The organism is Clostridium chromiireducens (assembly GCF_002029255.1).
In the GTDB taxonomy this organism is placed as follows: domain Bacteria; phylum Bacillota; class Clostridia; order Clostridiales; family Clostridiaceae; genus Clostridium; species Clostridium chromiireducens.
In genome coordinates this window covers 1-16,480 of the sequence record NZ_MZGT01000034.1, presented here as the reverse complement: position 1 = coordinate 16,480, position 16,480 = coordinate 1, and the positions used below count along the sequence as shown (strand labels likewise).

Genomic DNA, 16,480 nt, shown 5'->3' with positions numbered 1-16,480 from the left:
TAGACAAAAATATTATAGTGCTTGGACATAGAAAAGAAAAGTGGAAAGTATTATCATATAAATAAGTCAGAAGCACACACAACAATAGATTAAGACAATGGAGTCTATCATGTATTAACTTGATATGGCTCTGTTTTTATGAGTTAAATAATCCAAAGTGTAATTATTAATAAAATTATTATTAGATATCTTAATTAGGAGGCAGGAATTATGATAGAAGAATCAAATGTAAAGTTAGTAACTTCAATACCAGGACCTAAATCAAAGGAAATTATTGAAGAAAGAAAAAAATATGTAGCAAATGGAGTATCTGTATCAACAGACATCGCCATAGCAGAAGCAAAGGGAGCTTTAATTAAGGACGTTGACGGAAATGTATTTTTAGATTTCGCAGCTGGAATTGGTGTTCAAAATGTTGGACATTGTGATGAGGAAATAGTTAATGCTATAAATGAACAAACCCAAAAATATATTCATCCTGGATATAATGTAGTGACATATGAATCATATGGGGCTTTGGCTAAGAAGCTAACTGAAATAGCAGTTGGTGACTTTGAAAAGAAAGTTATGTTCGCTAACAGTGGAGCAGAGGCAGTAGAAAATGCTATAAAAATAGCTAGAACTTATACAAAGAAGACAGGAGTTCTTTCAGCAACAGGATCTTTCCATGGACGTACAAATATGACTATGTCAATAACAAGTAAATACAAGCCTTATAAAAATGGTTTTGGACCATTTGCACCAGAAACGTATAAATTTGATTTTCCATATGCATACAGAGCACCACTAGGAGTTTCAGAAGAAGAGTATGCAGATGAATGTATTGAAAGATTAAGAACTATGCTTAGAACAACACTTTCTCCAGATATGATAGCATGTTTAATCGTTGAACCACTACAAGGTGAAGGTGGATTTGTTGTACCATCTGCAAAATATATGCAAGAATTACAAAAGATTTGTAATGAAAATAATATAGTGTTTATAGTAGATGAAATCCAAGCAGGATTCGCAAGAACTGGTAAAATGTTTGCCCATGAGCATTATGGAATAGAACCAGACGTTGTTACATTATCAAAATCTATAGCAGCAGGTGTTCCATTGAGTGCCGTAGTTGCTAAAAAAGAAATAATGGATTCTGCGTGTGTCGGCGGTATCGGTGGAACATATAGTGGAAGCCCTCTTGCGTGTGTAGCCGCACTTAAAGTTATAGAAAAGATAGAAAAAGAAAACTTATGTGAAAAATCTGAAAAGCTTGGAGCATATATTGTTGAAAGATTAAATGAAATGAAAGAAAAATATAATGTTATAGGTCAAGTAAGAGGATTGGGTTCCATGGTAGGTTTAGAATTAGTAAAAGATAGAACTACAAAGGAGCCAGCAGCTGACTTGGTGAAAACTGTAATTCAAAAATGTTACCAAAAAGGTGTTATATTCTTGAATGCTGGAATTCTTGGAAATGTAATTCGTTTCTTACCTCCATTAGTTATGACCGACGAGCAAGTTAAATATGGAATGGATGTTTTAGATGAATCAATTAAGGAATGTATGTAGCTGTATGGGAAAATTATTTATATAAGTAATTTAATTTCATGTGTAAAAGAATTGACAATAAATTTATCAAGTAGTAATATTAGATTAAAGCAAAGAAGCCCACAAAGTGAGATTCTTTGCTTATTTTTTTATACAATAATTTTAGAATAGTATATTATTAATTTAGATGTTGTGTAAATATATATACAAAGAAAATTTTTTTACAAATATAATAATAAACTAGACAGTTTTTACAATAGCAAGATGAATGAAAAAACTATACGTTTTGGCATTTTAGTAAAGACAATAAGTTGTTAAGTGTATGGAGGGTAATATGGTAGAAACAATAGTATCTTTAGAATTAGCAGTTGATGAGAGGTTAATAATTAAGAAAAATAGACTTGCACCAGCCAATATTAGTGGAAAAGAAAAGAGAATATGCATTGTCACTGGGCTTCATGGAGATGAGCTTGAAGGTCAATATGTATGCTATAAGTTAATTAAAGAAATACAGGAAAATATTGAATATCTCAACGGAATCGTTGATATATATCCATCACTTAATCCGCTTGGAATAGATTCCATTCATAGAGGAATGCCGACTTTTGATTTAGATATGAATAGAATTTTTCCGGGATCGGAAAGTGGAGCTATGGCAGAACATGTTGCAGCAAAGATTATTGAAGATATAGATGGGGCAGATATGTGTATAGATCTGCATGCAAGTAATATATTTTTAAGAGAGGTGCCTCAGGTTAGAATAAGTGAGAACATAAAAGATAAATTAGTGCCTTATGCTAAATTACTAAATATGGATTTTATATGGGTACATCCTGAAACGACAGTTTTAGAGTCTACACTTACTTATAGTTTAAATAATAAGAATATACCTGCTTTACTAGTTGAAATGGGAGTTGGAATGAGGATAACAAAAGAATATGGTGATCAACTAGTTGAGGGGATATTTAATTTAATGAAAGAATTAAATATATGGACAGGCACAGTAGCTTCGGTAAGGCAACCTATTATATCTACTGAAAAAGAAGTGAACTTTATAAATGCTAAGGCGTCAGGAATATTTATGCCTAGCGTGAAACATTTAAGCGAGATAAAAAAAGGTGAACGAGTTGGGGAAATTTTTAGTTCATTAACTGGAGTGGCTGAGGAACAGGTGATTTCACCATGTGATGGTGTTGTATTTACATTAAGAGAATACCCTGTAGTGTATGAAGGTTCTCTTATTGCAAGGGTATTAGGAGGTGCAAAATGAGAAAAGAAATATTATACACGTTGAAATCACCTCATAGGGATGATATGAGGGTTACAGGATATAAATTTGGAAAAGGTGAAAAGACTGCATGTATAGTTGGAGCAATTAGGGGTAATGAAATACAGCAATTATATACTTGTTCTCAACTTATTAAAACATTAACTAAGTTAGAACAAAAAGGTGCAATCTCAAGAGATCGTGAAATACTTGTTATCCCTTGTGTAAATCCTCACTCTATGAATATAGGGAAAAGATTTTGGACAATGGATAATACTGATATAAATAGAATGTTTCCAGGTGAGAAAAATGGAGAAACAACCCAGAGAATTGCGAGTGGTGTTTTTGAACAAGTAAAAGATTATCCATTTGGAATTCAATTTACTAGTTTTTATATGCCGGGAGATTTTATACCTCACATAAGAATGATGGAAACAGGATATCAAAGTCCAAGCCTTGCGAATTTATTTGGTTTGCAATATGTATTAATTCGTAAGCCAAAGCCATATGATACAATGACACTTAATTATAATTGGCAAATGTGGGAGGCTAGTGCCTTCTCACTATATACTAATGCAACAGATCAAATAGATGAAGTTTCAGCAAAGCATGCAGTAGTTGCAGTTTTAAGATTTTTAACAAGAATGGGAGTAATAAAATACAATAGTCATAGTGGATACATAGCAAGTGTACTAAAAGAGGACGATTTGCTTTCAGTTAAAACAACTACAGGTGGAATATATAGACCATTAAAGAATCCGGGGGATGGAGTAGAAAGAGGAGATGTACTAGGGGAAATAATTCATCCATATGAAGGAACAGTTAAGGAGAAAATTATATCTCCAACAGATGGTATAATATTTTTTGCTCACAAGTCTCCACTTGTAATGGAAAATGTGGTTGTATATAAAATAATCAGAAGACTTCACGAATAAAAATGTTTGAGCTTGGGAAATCTAATATAATAATTAATAAAAATAACTACTATAAAATAGATTTTTGAAAATTAAGATCTATTATTATAGTAGTTATTTTTATGTTCGATTTTATGATAATTTTTAAGAAAATGCTAATAAAGATAAACAAATTAACAAAAGGTATATGTTTTCAAAAAAAATATATACAATTATTTAATGTTGACATATAAACTCTGAATTGATAATATAAAAACATACCAATCTTATAGGAATTATCAGAATAATAGGAGGATATTTATGGATAGTACATTTTTTACTAAATTTATTATGATTACTAGTTTCCAGCCAATTATATTTATAGCAGTTTTAATTGGATTATTTTTTGGAATTTATAAATTAGAGAAAGCAGGAGTAAATTTTTCAAAACGTATGCTTTTATCAACAGGAATAGGGTTGCTGCTTGGTGTAATCATACAGTTCATAGCTGGGTTTCCAGGTAGTACAGATGATGTTAAATGGATAGGAGAAGTTACTAAATGGTATGGATTAGTAGGTGGTGGATTTATGGATCTGTTAAAGATGCTAGTAGTACCGCTAGTTTTTCTATCAATGCTAAGAGTTATAATAAGTATGAATGAAAATCAAAGTTTGGGGAAATTAACATCAAGATCTATATTTGTTCTACTTGGAACTACAGCAATCGCATCAATAGTTGCAATAATAGTAGGAAATATGTTTAAGCTTGGAATTGGAGTGGAAGCAGTTCAAAGTAAAGTAGAAATGAAAGAAATTACCTCTTTAGTAGACACAGTAAGAGGGCTTTTACCTGCAAATCCGATAAAAGCAGCGGCAGATGCAAATATAGTAGCAGTTGTTATATTTGCTGCATTCCTTGGGATTGCAATAAGAAAATTAAATAAAGCTCATGAAGAGGTTATAAAGCCTGCAATAGATGTAATTGAAGCGTTTTATAAAATAATGACTAGTGTCGCTCAAACAGTTATTAGATTTATGCCTTATGCAGTATTACCATTACTTGCAAATACAGTTGCATCAAAAGGTGTAACGGCAATAATTAATGTGGTCAATTTTATTGTTGCATTATATGTAAGTGTACTTATTGTTTTTGTAATTCATCTTGTAATAATATCACTAAATGGATTGAATCCAATTCAATATTTAAAAAATGTTATTGAACCATTAGTTTTAGCATTTACTTCTCGTTCAAGTCTTGGAACGCTGCCGGTTACAATTGAAACTTTAAATAAAAAAGTTGGAGTTGATAAAGGGATTGCAACTTTTGCCGGAAGTTTAGGTGCCAATATGGGTATGAATGGATGTGCAGCTATATATCCTGCGCTTATGGCAATAACAATCGCAAATATGTCTGGAACACCAATGGATTTTAGCTTTTATGCTATGCTAGTAGTTATTATAATTGTAAGTTCTTTTGGTATAGCGGGTTTACCAGGAACAGCAATAATGTCAGTGTCGGTAGTAATATCGGGTATGGGAATGGGAAGCTTCTTCCCACTTGCAGGAGCGATACTTGCAATAGATCCAATTTTAGATATGGCACGTACAATGCTTAATGTTGATGGAGCTATGGTAACAGCAGTAACTGTGGCTAAAGGTTTTAACGAATTAGATAAGGAAGTTTATAATAGCAATAGTAGTAATAAGATTGCTATAGAAGGAAACTAGAATAATATTTAATTAATGATGGTATAATAAACTAAAATTAGGGAGCCTTTAGATGATATAAAATTGTCTAAAGGCTTTTTTTGCTTTTCAGTTTAATAATTATAAATGTCTGAAGAGAGTAAGAGGCTAGAAAATTAAATTAGTATTACTAGGCAGTGCGATGAAAGCAAAGAAAAGTCTATTAAACTTAAGTGATTAAAATAAAGGTATTGACAAAACTGTTTATACTGTATATATTGTATATATACAGTATAAACACAAAGGAGGCGAAGTGATAGTTTGAAAATATTACTTTCTAATAAATCGGATTTGCCAATTTACGAGCAGATAAAAACTCAAATCAAGGAACAGATTTTATCAGGAGCCATTGCCGAAAATGAATTTTTACCATCTATAAGGCAGCTGGCAAAAGATTTGGGTATAAGCGTTATTACCACGACGAGAGCTTATTCAGATCTCGAAAATGAGGGTTTTATAGCTACTCTTAGAGGAAAAGGCAGTTATGTACTTCCAAAGGATAGCGAGTTAGTAAGAGAACAGTATCTAAAGAAAATTGAAGAAGCATTGATGCTAGCTATTGAGAATGGGAAATTAGCTAATATTTCTAATGATGAACTTATCGTAATTTTTAAAGCGTTACTAGATGAACAAATATAATACAGTCATTTAAAGCAACTATAGAGAATTCTGATTATAGATGTAATATCTAATTTATAAATATAATAACTAAAAGTATGATTTAGGAGTAGATAGATATGGATGCACTTGAAATAAAAAATTTAAATAAAACTTTTGATGGATTTAATATAAAAAATATAAATCTAAGTTTATCCAAAGGATATATATTAGGATACATTGGTCAAAATGGAGCAGGTAAAACCACTACAATAAAATTAATAATGAATCAGATTAAGAAAGATAGTGGAGAAATAAGAATATTCGGAAAAGAATATAATGATGATGAAGCTGGATATAAGAATATGATTGGATTCATTGGAGATGAATGTTATTTCCCAACCTGTTTTACATTAAAGGATGTAATAGCGACTATGAAAGATTTTTATATTTCATTTAACGAAGATAAATTTAGAGAATATGTTGAGAGATGGCAGCTTCCTTACAAGAAAAAAATTAAGGAGTTTTCAAAGGGGATGAAAGTAAAGCTATCTTTTGCGAGTGTTTTATCTAGAGATACAAAATTACTTTTATTAGATGAGCCAACAAGTGGCCTTGACCCTGTAATTAGAAGTGAAATTTTAGAAATATTACAAGAGTATATAGCAGATGGTGAAAGAAGCGTATTATTTTCTACTCACATAACAAGTGATTTAGAAAAAATAACTGACTATTTATTTTTTATTAATAAGGGAGAAAAAGTATTTTATGACACTACTGAAAATATATTAGAGAGTCATTTATTAGTTAAAGGTGGAATAGAAGATCTTACAGAAGAATTAAGAGAAAAATTAATAGGACATAAGAGTTCTAGCTACGGCTTTGAGGGATTGATTAGCTCAAAAGATAAGCAATATATTAATGAAAACTTATTACTAGAAAAACCATCTATGGATGAAATTATAGTATTTTATATTAGTGGAATGAGGAGGAATTGAAACAATGAATAATGTGATAAGTTACTTTAAGTTTGATTTGAGATTAATTAAAGAGAGTATAAAGTTTTATGTGCTTGCACCAGCAATATTTTGTGCATTATTTATGTTTTCGGGGAGTATATATATGGGACTTTCATATTTATTTTTCTTTCTAATTATTTTTGCAACTATTCCATTTAGTACGCAAAGTAACGAAAAGAGTACCCAAATGTACTATATGTTTCCATGCAAGGTTTCAGAAATGGTGTGTGGAAGATTTCTATACTTAATAAGTATAGCTGCAGTATTATTCTTAATAGATGGAGTTATTATAGCATATCTATACACGGTACAAAAGTTTCACGGCTTCGAAGTTATAGTGATGTCTTTTTGTGGGATTTTAAGTCTAATAACTTGCTTTATCCAATATCCAATATACTATAAGTTTGGAATGGAAAAAGGAAAAGCAATATCTATATTAGTATATCTCTTGCCAGCATTTTTGATTTTCGGATTACCGTCATTTTTATTTGAAAGTGGTAGTTTTAGTATAGAAAATTTTATAAATTCGCTAAATTATATATTCAGTAATAGTGTTGAATTGATTCTTATAGCTGCTCTAATTCTTTGTGTTGCAGGGTACTTGTCTTACTTAATTTCATATAAAATCTGTAAGTCAAAAGAGATATGATTAATAAATACTAGTAGATAAATTAAATTATAAAAACTTAAGTATAAATTAAGATTAATTTAATATTTATACTAGTATTTATTAATAAAAAATATGTATAATAAGAGTATGATATAAAGTAAATTATTAACATGTATTGTATTTTTATCATAAATAAGAATTATTTTCAGGAGGAACTCAAAATGAAATTAAAAAAAGCTTTAGCATTTATGATGACAGCAGCGTTAACTGTTGGAACAATGGCAGGATGTAGCCAAGCTACTCTTAACTATTCAAGAGAATTTTCCAATGTAGCAAAATGGGAAGCAACAACATCGAGTATTGAAGGTACAGTTAATGTTGATGCACAAGGAATAAAGGAACAAATAAATATCACTGCGAATGGGTATACAGCAGGGAAGCAATCATATGTAGACATTAAATTTACTGATCCAGCCGGTAAATTTAATATTCCTGAACTTAAAGGATATTCAGATGGAACTACTAGCTATATAAATAAGAGTTTTTATGAAGGAATATATACACTAACTGGACAAGCTGTACCTACTGGATTAACTAATATAAAAGAAGATTATATTGGTATTGATGCTGGATCTACAGGAATTGATGTTGATAAAATAAAATCATTAACAACCCAGCCAGATTCAATGGTTCAATTAGGAAAATTAATATTTGGAGAAAATAGCGATTTAGATATTCCTTTTGTTCAAAATGGAAGATCATATACTATTGATCTTGATGCAGATAAAACTGTAGACTTAGTTGGAAAGGTTGCAAAATCTGCAGGAAATAACATAGATAATATTAATACTACTTTTAAGTTAGGATTACCAGCTGAAAGCCTTACACAAATTAAAGCGTCAGTTAATGATGCACAATTTAATACAAGTTTAACTGAGCTTAAGACAGTATTAGCTGGATCTACTGTTAATTCAAAAGAAGTATTTACAGATACTAGCTACACTTCAAATTTTAATATGAATTTAAAAATTAAAGATGTAGGAAATATTTCGTTAGTTTTAAATACTTCAGATACTAAGAGTGAAGTTAAAGCAATAACTTTCCCAACTAGTTTATTTAAAACTACACAACAGGATTTTAATAAATTATTAATGCCAACAGACACAGCTATAACTACAACAACAAATACGGTAGTAAAATAATAAAATAAAAATTAAATTAATTATAAGCTATATCAAAATGATTATTGAATCTTTTGATATAGCTTTTTTTGTTAAATTAGAAAAAGTTTTTTTAAAAGGGATTTAAAGTAATAAAAATACATTTCTGAAAGTTAGTAAAATTTTAACATGAACATATTGTTTTGAACAAGGAAAACTGATATTATAACATTGTTCATAAAATGAACTTTACAAGAAGTTAATCATTAGTATTTTAAATGTGATTTTAAGAATTGAATTATAAAATTAGTTTTTAGTAATTAGGAAGGAGCGTAAATTCATGAGTAAAGTAAAAACAGCTGTAATTTTAGCTGCTGGAATGGGATCAAGATTGCAGGATATCACTAATGATATGTTGCCAAAAGGATTGATAAATATAAACGGAAAAAGCTTAGTTGAAAGATCAATTGAAAAGTTAAGAAGTTTGGGTATAGAAAAAATTTATATTGTGACAGGTCATTTACATGGGGTTTATGATGAATTTGCAAAAGAAAAAAACTATATAATTACAAAAAGGAATAGGAAGTATAAGGCAACGGGGAGTATGACATCTCTTGCAATATTAGAAGATGAATTAAAAGAGGATTTTTTATTGCTTGAAAGTGATCTTATATATGAAGTGTATGGATTAATTAAGACGATTAATTATGAAAAGGATGATTGTGTACTGCTAAGTGGTAAAACTAATTCTGGCGATGAATGCTATGTAGAAGTTAGAGAAAATAATCTTTATAAAATATCAAAAAATAAAGAAGAAATAAAAAATGTATACGGAGAATTAGTTGGAATTTCAAAAATATCATTAGAGTTGTATAAAGAGATGTTAAAGCAATATAAGAATTTTAGTAATAAAATATATGATCACAAAGACAGTTATTTTTTAAAAGAAGAAAACAATAAGGCTAAAAAATATGATTACGAAAGTGCAATTTTTGATGCTGCTAAGAATAGAAAAGTCGGGTACTTAAGAATTGATAACTTAGTATGGGGAGAAGTTGATGATAAAAATCATCTTGAAAGGATAAAAAGCATTATTATCCCTAAATTAGAAAAGAGTATGGAAGAAAAAATAGGTTAATTAGATGGATTTCAAAAAACAATAATTATGAAAGTTCAGGAGAGTGTAAAAATATGAAAACAGTTTATGTTGCAATGAGTGCTGATATAATTCATCAGGGACATTTAAATGTATTAAATGAGGCTAGAAAACTTGGAGATATAATAGTAGGATTACATACTGATGATGTTATACGTGGCTATTGGAGAAATCCTATAATGAAATATGAGGAAAGAAAAGAAGTAGTTAGTAATATCAAGGGGGTTGTGTCTGTAATCCCACAGGATAGTTTAAATCAAGTTGGAAATCTAAGAAAACTTAAGCCAGATTATGTGGTACATGGTGATGATTGGATGGAAGGTGCTCAAAAGGAATTCAGGGAAAAGGTTATAGCTTCAATAAAGGAATGGGGAGGAGAACTTGTTGAAGTTCCATATACTAAAGGGGTTTCAATTTCAAAGTTAGATGAAGAACTTGCACGAATTGGTATAACACCTCAAATGAGAATGAAAAGCTTAAAGGAATTAATTTACTCAAAGAAACCAGTAAGAATACTTGAATCCCATAATGGATTAACAGGATTAATTGTTGAGAAAACTAAAGTAGAGAAAGATGGGAAAATAAAAGAGTTTGATGGTATGTGGATTAGTTCCTTATGTGACTCGACAGCGAAAGGAAAACCAGATATCGAATTAGTAGATCTAACATCAAGATTAAATACAATAAATGACATTTTAGAAGTTACGACAAAACCGATTATTGTTGATGGTGACACAGGCGGACAAATTGAACATTTTGTTTATACAGTTAAAACTTTAGAAAGACTTGGAGTGTCGGCAATAATAATTGAAGATAAGACGGGGCTTAAGAAGAATTCATTGTTTGGAACTGAAGTAGAACAAACACAAGACACTATAGAACATTTTTGCGATAAGATAAGAGCTGGAAGGGAAGCTAGAGTTACTGCTGATTTTATGATAGTTTCAAGAATTGAAAGCTTAATTGCGGGTGCGGGAATGGATGATGCTTTAAAAAGAGCAAAGGCTTATATTGAAGCCGGAACAGATGGAATAATGATTCACAGCAAAGAGAAGGACGGAAAAGAGATAACTGAGTTTTGTAGAAAATACAATGAATTTGAAAATAGAGTGCCTTTAGTAGTAGTTCCAACTTCATATAATTTTATGAAAGAGGATGAATTAGTTGAGTTAGGGATTAATGTGATTATATATGCTAATCATTTAATAAGAAGTGCATATCCTGCTATGGTAAATACAGCAAAGAGTATTCTAGAAAATGGTAGATCGAAAGAGGCATCTATAAATTGTATGCCAATAAAAGAAATACTAACTTTAATTCCTGGTGGAATGTGATAGATGTAATTAGATAAAATGGGGGTTGAATTAAATGATTGATGTTAAAGATTTTTATGATGAATTATTGAATAATGATATAGATTTCTTTACTGGAGTTCCTGATTCGTTGTTGAAATATTTCTGCGCGTATATTAAGGATAATGTAATTAGTGAGAAAAATATTGTTTCGGCTAATGAAGGGAATGCTATAGGGTTAGCATGCGGATATTATCTTGCAACGAAGAAAATTGGGCTTGTATATATGCAGAATTCTGGTATTGGAAATGCTTTAAATCCTATTGTTTCCCTTGCTGATAAACTGGTATATAGTATACCAATGCTTTTATTGATTGGCTGGAGAGGTGAGCCAAATGTAAAAGATGAACCTCAGCATAAGAAACAAGGGTTAATAACAACTCAAACTCTTGAAATATTGAATATTAAATACGATATTTTAGATGAAACTATGAGCAGTGATGAAATGAAATCGAGAATAGAAAAAGCATGTATTTATATGAAGGAAAATAGTGAACCATATGCATTGGTAGTTAAAAATAACACTTTTAGTGAGTATAAGCTTAAGAATAATACGATTTCTAATTTTAATATGACTAGGGAAAAAGCTATAGAAATATTAATATCTAAAATTGACAAAAGTTCAGTAGTTGTATCAACTACAGGAATGACATCTAGAGAACTTTTTGAATTAAGGGAAAAACATGGACATAATCATAGTAAGGATTTTTTAACAGTAGGTTCTATGGGACATGCATCTCAAATTGCTTTAGGAATTGCATTAAGTAAAAAAGAGAAGGAAATTTACTGCATTGATGGAGATGGAGCTTTATTAATGCATCTTGGGGGATTAGCCATAATAGGAAATCAAAAGCTTAGGAATTTCAGACATATACTGATAAATAATGGGGCTCATGATTCAGTAGGAGGTCAAGATACTGTAGGGTTTGAAGTAGATACTTTAGCTATAGCAAAGGCTTGTGGATACAAGAAATGCTACTCATGCAGCTCAGAAGCAGATTTGCTAAATTTGGCTGAAGAAATAGTTGATATAGAAGGTCCTATATTTTTAGAAATAAAGGTGAAAAAAGGTGCAAGAAAAGATTTAGGAAGACCGACTACAACGCCAATTGAAAATAAAGAAATGTTTATGAAATTTTTAGAGAGTTAGGAGAGGGTTTAACTTGGAGATTAAAAGAAATATATTATTAAATCCTGGACCAGCGACTACTTCAGATACAGTAAAGTTTGCTCAAGTTGTAACTGATATTTGCCCAAGAGAAAAAGAGTTTGGAGATATTATGGAATTTGTATCTAAAGAACTTACAAGTTTTGTTGGATCAAATGATGAATATACAACTGTTTTATTTGGTGGCTCAGGAACAGCAGCAGTTGAAGCAATTATAAGTTCAGTTGTAGGTGATAATACAATATTGATAATTAATAATGGGGCTTATGGCAAAAGAATTGTTGAAATGGCAGAAATATATAATTTGAATTATAGAGAATATAATAGCTCACCTACAGAGGAAATTAACTTAAGTGTGCTAGAAGACCTTATAAAAGCACATAACTCATCAAATGAAAAGACTCATATAAGTCATCTAGCTGTAATTCATCATGAAACTACAACTGGAATATTAAATGATATAAAGTCAATTGGTGAAATTTGCAATAAATATGATATAGAAATGATAGTAGATGCTATGAGTTCTTTTGCCGGAATTCCTATAAATATGCATAAAATGAACATTACCTATTTAGCATCAAGTTCAAATAAATGTATTCAGGGAATGGCAGGAATAAGCTTTGTAATAGCTAATAAAGAGTCATTAGAAAAGACCAATAGTATAAAGCCAAGAAATCTCTACCTTAATATATATAAACAGTACCTATATTTTAAAGATAATTATCAAATGAGATTTACTCCGCCGGTACAGGTATTGTATGCCTTAAAGCAGGCCATAATAGAAGCAAAAAAGGAAACGATTGAAAAGAGATATGAAAGATATGAGGCTTGCTGCAAAATCTTATGGAATGGATTAGATAAACTTAATCTAAAACGATTAGTAAGTGAAAAAGCGTCATCTATGCTCTTAACTTCAATAATTGAACCTAAGATTGAAGGTTATAGTTTTGATAGTCTGCATGATTATTTATATAATAAAGGATTTACAATCTACCCAGGAAAAATAAATTCAGAAGATACATTTAGAATAGCAAACATAGGTCAAATATATCCCGAAAATATGGTTAAATTTGTAGAAATACTAGAAGAATATTTTATAGCCATTGTGAAGTATCAAAAGTGAATCGTGAACAACCGAAAGAGAATACATATATGTTCCTCAGGACTATGAAAAATCTCGCTGAGCATATCTAAAGGTCAAGTTGTACCCACGTCTGCATGTTCCTGCGACAAGCGCATGACAAGCAGACATGGAACAACTTCCCCTTAAGATATGCAGCAGCTTATTTTTCGATGCCTGCTCCACATATATGTATTCTCTTTCTTTGTTTTACCATTACTTTAAGTACTCACAGATATATCCTCAAAGATTATATATTTGTTGTACTATGAGGATATAAAATGCATTAAAGATTGCAAATATACTTCATTTAAGGTACTGCTAACTCGAGAAATATAAATATACTTGCATTAGTATATTCTTATTTTAATTCACTACTAAACAAAGAAAGGGAATATATGTTTTTGCGCAGTGTTCATTAAAATCTTCCAAGAACCGAAGCAAACACATATATTCCCTTTCGGTTGTTTTGTAGTAAACTTAAATTACCCTCATACTGCAAGTAGTTTTATACTTCGAGTTCTTCGCAATGCCTGTATTTTAAGAATTTTCATAGTTAAAGAATCTTTTAAAAGTTAATGTTAACAGCAATATTATGACAGAAGTTAAAGCTATCGTACCACCAGGTGCGCTATTTATGTAGTACGAAAGTACAAGGCCGATCATAACATCTAAGAAACCAAAGATAATAGCGAATATTAAGGTTTTGGTAAATCCTTTTTTTAGTTGCATAGCAGTTGCTACAGGCACTACTATTATTGAAGAAACAACAAGGATTCCCATTACACGAATTGAAATAGTAATTGTTGCGCCAACAAGTAATGTAAAAATGTAATTTATTAATTTAACATTAATACCAGCAGTCTTCGCTGCATTTTCATCAAAAGTTACATAAATTAGTTTATTATAAATAAACAATAGGATAATAAGGCAGATTCCGCCAACAATAGCTATAAGAACAATGTCTGAAACTGTTACAGTTAGAATACTACCAAATAAAAATGAATCAACCTTGGCAGCAGCTTTACCACTACTTATTAAAATAATTGCTATTCCCAAACTTAATGTCAAAACAATGGACATCACAAGTTCAGCATATTTTTTGTAGTAGGTTCTTAAATATTCAATTACAAGAGCGCAACCACTAGTAAATAGGAACGCAGTTAAAATTGGATCAGTTCCAACTAGTAGACCTATGGCAACCCCAGCAAAAGAAGAGTGAGATAACGTATCCCCAATCATTGAATAACGTCTAAGCACAATAAAAAGCCCTATAAATGGGCACAATAAAGATACAATAAAACCTGCAATAAAAGCATTTTGCATAAAACCTAATTCGAACATAAGTGTTACCCTTCCTAAATCAAAGCTTAAATATTTAGGCACATGAAAGAAAATAGTGGACCAAAGATGCGACGCATATTTGACGTCAGACAATGAAGTAAATCCTGCGCATAGCGGTCTATTATTTTCTTGATTGTGCCTTAAATTATGTTAGAAAATGAATTTTCAGATTCTAAGTGTTTCCTGAAATTTTCTTTTGTGTATAATTTCATAGTAGAATTTTCTATTTTTAAAATATGCGTTGAGTATTTTAATGCGACATTTGTATTATGTTCAACAGAAATAATAGTTTTCCCAAATTCTTTGTTTAAATTTTGGAGTAATGGATAAATCTCACTTTGACTCTTTTCATCTATTCCGGTTGAAGGTTCATCTAGTATTATTAAATCTGGATTTCCAATTAAAGCTCTTGCTATAAAAATTCTCTGTTGTTGTCCACCTGAAAGATTCCCAATTAAGTTATTGCTAAATTCAAGCATATTAACTTTTTTTAAAGAATCATGAATACATTTTGATGTTTTTGCACCAACTATTTTCGCATGGCAGGAAAGTACTTCCTTAACTGTTATTGGAAAATCAGCGTTAAAGTTATCAAGTCGTTGTGAAACGTAAGAAATTTTATTAGAATCTAAAATTATTGAGCCGTTATCAGGTTTCAAAAGACCTAATATAAGTTTTATTAATGTACTTTTACAACTACCATTTTCACCAAGGATAGATAAATAAATTCCTTTGGGTATATTAAGATTAATATCTTTTAGTAAATCAGTTCCTTTTGTATATGAAAACGATAAATTATTTATAGTAATCAAATCATCAACTCCTTAAAACATTATTATATTATACACTTTATTGCAAATGATTTGCAATAGTGTATAATATAATAATTTTAAGAGAGGTTTTTTTCTAAATACCAGCTTTTATTTTCATCTTTTTTGAAGCTTCCTTTTAATGAAGTATTTTTATGAGGTGGAGCTTTAGAAAGTCCAGAAGCTTCAACAATAGCGGTCTCACCATCATAATATATTAGAGACATCTTTTGTACTCTTAGAAGTTTGTTATCTGAGAAGAAACCAGTGGTAAAGTTATATTCAACTGCAAATCCTAAATCTTTTGAACTTTTGCTTAAATAGATGTTGTTTGTTATCAGAAATGCAGACACTATTATTAATGTTAAAGAAGTAGATAAAAATAAAATACGCTTTCTTTTAGTCCGCTCAACAATATGTCTTTTGAGTCTTCGTTTCCTTTTATAAATAAATGAATCCAATTCATAGGATTCTGCTTCAATTGGTATATTACTTAGCATAATTATTGTCTCCTTTATTATTATAGAATGTTTAAAGAATTTTTGGAGAGATTATTTAATATAATAAGAAGTTATATTAAAATAATCATAAGAAAATATTACCATATTTTTACAAGAGATAAAATTAAAACTAATTGACAAAGAAAAGGCATAAATATAATTATTTGAGTAAATTCTAGTTATATAGCATATTATGGATTGTAATTTGC

Annotated in this window: 15 protein-coding genes; 12 read left to right on the top strand and 3 right to left on the bottom strand. The window is 30.1% G+C overall.

All coding sequences use genetic code 11. The features are described 5' to 3' along the window. Positions 1-210 precede the first annotated feature (210 nt). The 12 genes from gabT (at position 211) to CLCHR_RS13240 (ending at position 13,621) form a co-directional block, all read left to right on the top strand. Positions 211-1,551, top strand: coding sequence for a 4-aminobutyrate--2-oxoglutarate transaminase (gene gabT / locus CLCHR_RS13295; RefSeq protein ID WP_079440317.1), 1,341 nt, complete (start codon positions 211-213; stop codon positions 1,549-1,551). Positions 1,552-1,864: 313 nt separating this feature from the next. Continuing rightward, positions 1,865-2,800: a M14 family metallopeptidase gene (locus CLCHR_RS13290; RefSeq protein WP_079440316.1), complete on the top strand. Its 936-nt coding sequence runs from the start codon at positions 1,865-1,867 to the stop codon at positions 2,798-2,800. Then, positions 2,797-3,732, top strand: coding sequence for a M14 family metallopeptidase (locus CLCHR_RS13285; protein ID WP_079440315.1), 936 nt, complete (start codon positions 2,797-2,799; stop codon positions 3,730-3,732). The genes CLCHR_RS13290 and CLCHR_RS13285 overlap by 4 nt, the downstream gene beginning before the upstream one ends. 279 nt (positions 3,733-4,011) lie before the next feature. Beyond that, positions 4,012-5,418 carry a cation:dicarboxylate symporter family transporter gene (locus CLCHR_RS13280; RefSeq protein WP_079440314.1) on the top strand — a complete coding sequence of 469 codons (1,407 nt, stop codon included), beginning with the start codon at positions 4,012-4,014 and terminating at the stop codon, positions 5,416-5,418. Positions 5,419-5,697: 279 nt separating this feature from the next. After that, positions 5,698-6,075, top strand: coding sequence for a GntR family transcriptional regulator (locus CLCHR_RS13275; RefSeq protein ID WP_079440313.1), 378 nt, complete (start codon positions 5,698-5,700; stop codon positions 6,073-6,075). 98 nt (positions 6,076-6,173) lie between these two features. Next, on the top strand, positions 6,174-7,031 hold the full coding sequence (locus CLCHR_RS13270) for an ABC transporter ATP-binding protein (RefSeq protein WP_079440312.1): 858 nt from the start codon (positions 6,174-6,176) through the stop codon (positions 7,029-7,031). A 4-nt stretch (positions 7,032-7,035) separates the two neighbouring features. Beyond that, positions 7,036-7,701, top strand: coding sequence for an ABC-2 transporter permease (locus CLCHR_RS13265; protein WP_079440311.1), 666 nt, complete (start codon positions 7,036-7,038; stop codon positions 7,699-7,701). 182 nt (positions 7,702-7,883) lie between these two features. Then, positions 7,884-8,864: a hypothetical protein gene (locus CLCHR_RS13260; protein ID WP_079440310.1), complete on the top strand. Its 981-nt coding sequence runs from the start codon at positions 7,884-7,886 to the stop codon at positions 8,862-8,864. A 298-nt stretch (positions 8,865-9,162) separates the two neighbouring features. Next, positions 9,163-9,960 (top strand): phosphocholine cytidylyltransferase family protein, encoded by a 798-nt coding sequence (locus CLCHR_RS13255; RefSeq protein WP_079440309.1) that lies wholly within the window; start codon positions 9,163-9,165, stop codon positions 9,958-9,960. Positions 9,961-10,013: 53 nt separating this feature from the next. Beyond that, on the top strand, positions 10,014-11,312 hold the full coding sequence (aepX, locus tag CLCHR_RS13250) for a phosphoenolpyruvate mutase (RefSeq protein ID WP_079440308.1): 1,299 nt from the start codon (positions 10,014-10,016) through the stop codon (positions 11,310-11,312). A 34-nt stretch (positions 11,313-11,346) separates the two neighbouring features. Further along, on the top strand, positions 11,347-12,480 hold the full coding sequence (gene aepY / locus CLCHR_RS13245) for a phosphonopyruvate decarboxylase (RefSeq protein ID WP_079440307.1): 1,134 nt from the start codon (positions 11,347-11,349) through the stop codon (positions 12,478-12,480). Positions 12,481-12,493: 13 nt separating this feature from the next. Next, positions 12,494-13,621, top strand: coding sequence for a 2-aminoethylphosphonate aminotransferase (locus tag CLCHR_RS13240; RefSeq protein WP_079440306.1), 1,128 nt, complete (start codon positions 12,494-12,496; stop codon positions 13,619-13,621). A 537-nt stretch (positions 13,622-14,158) separates the two neighbouring features. Here CLCHR_RS13240 and CLCHR_RS13235 read toward each other — a convergent pair. The 3 genes from CLCHR_RS13235 to CLCHR_RS13225 all read right to left on the bottom strand — a co-directional run bounded on the left by CLCHR_RS13235 (position 14,159) and on the right by CLCHR_RS13225 (position 16,271). Next, on the bottom strand, positions 14,159-14,962 hold the full coding sequence (locus CLCHR_RS13235) for a metal ABC transporter permease (RefSeq protein ID WP_079440305.1): 804 nt from the start codon (positions 14,960-14,962) through the stop codon (positions 14,159-14,161). A gap of 140 nt (positions 14,963-15,102) precedes the next feature. Then, complete coding sequence (locus CLCHR_RS13230; RefSeq protein ID WP_079440304.1) at positions 15,103-15,774, bottom strand: metal ABC transporter ATP-binding protein; 672 nt, start codon at positions 15,772-15,774, stop codon at positions 15,103-15,105. A gap of 77 nt (positions 15,775-15,851) precedes the next feature. Next, complete coding sequence (locus tag CLCHR_RS13225) at positions 15,852-16,271, bottom strand: hypothetical protein (RefSeq protein WP_079440303.1); 420 nt, start codon at positions 16,269-16,271, stop codon at positions 15,852-15,854. Positions 16,272-16,480 lie beyond the last annotated feature (209 nt).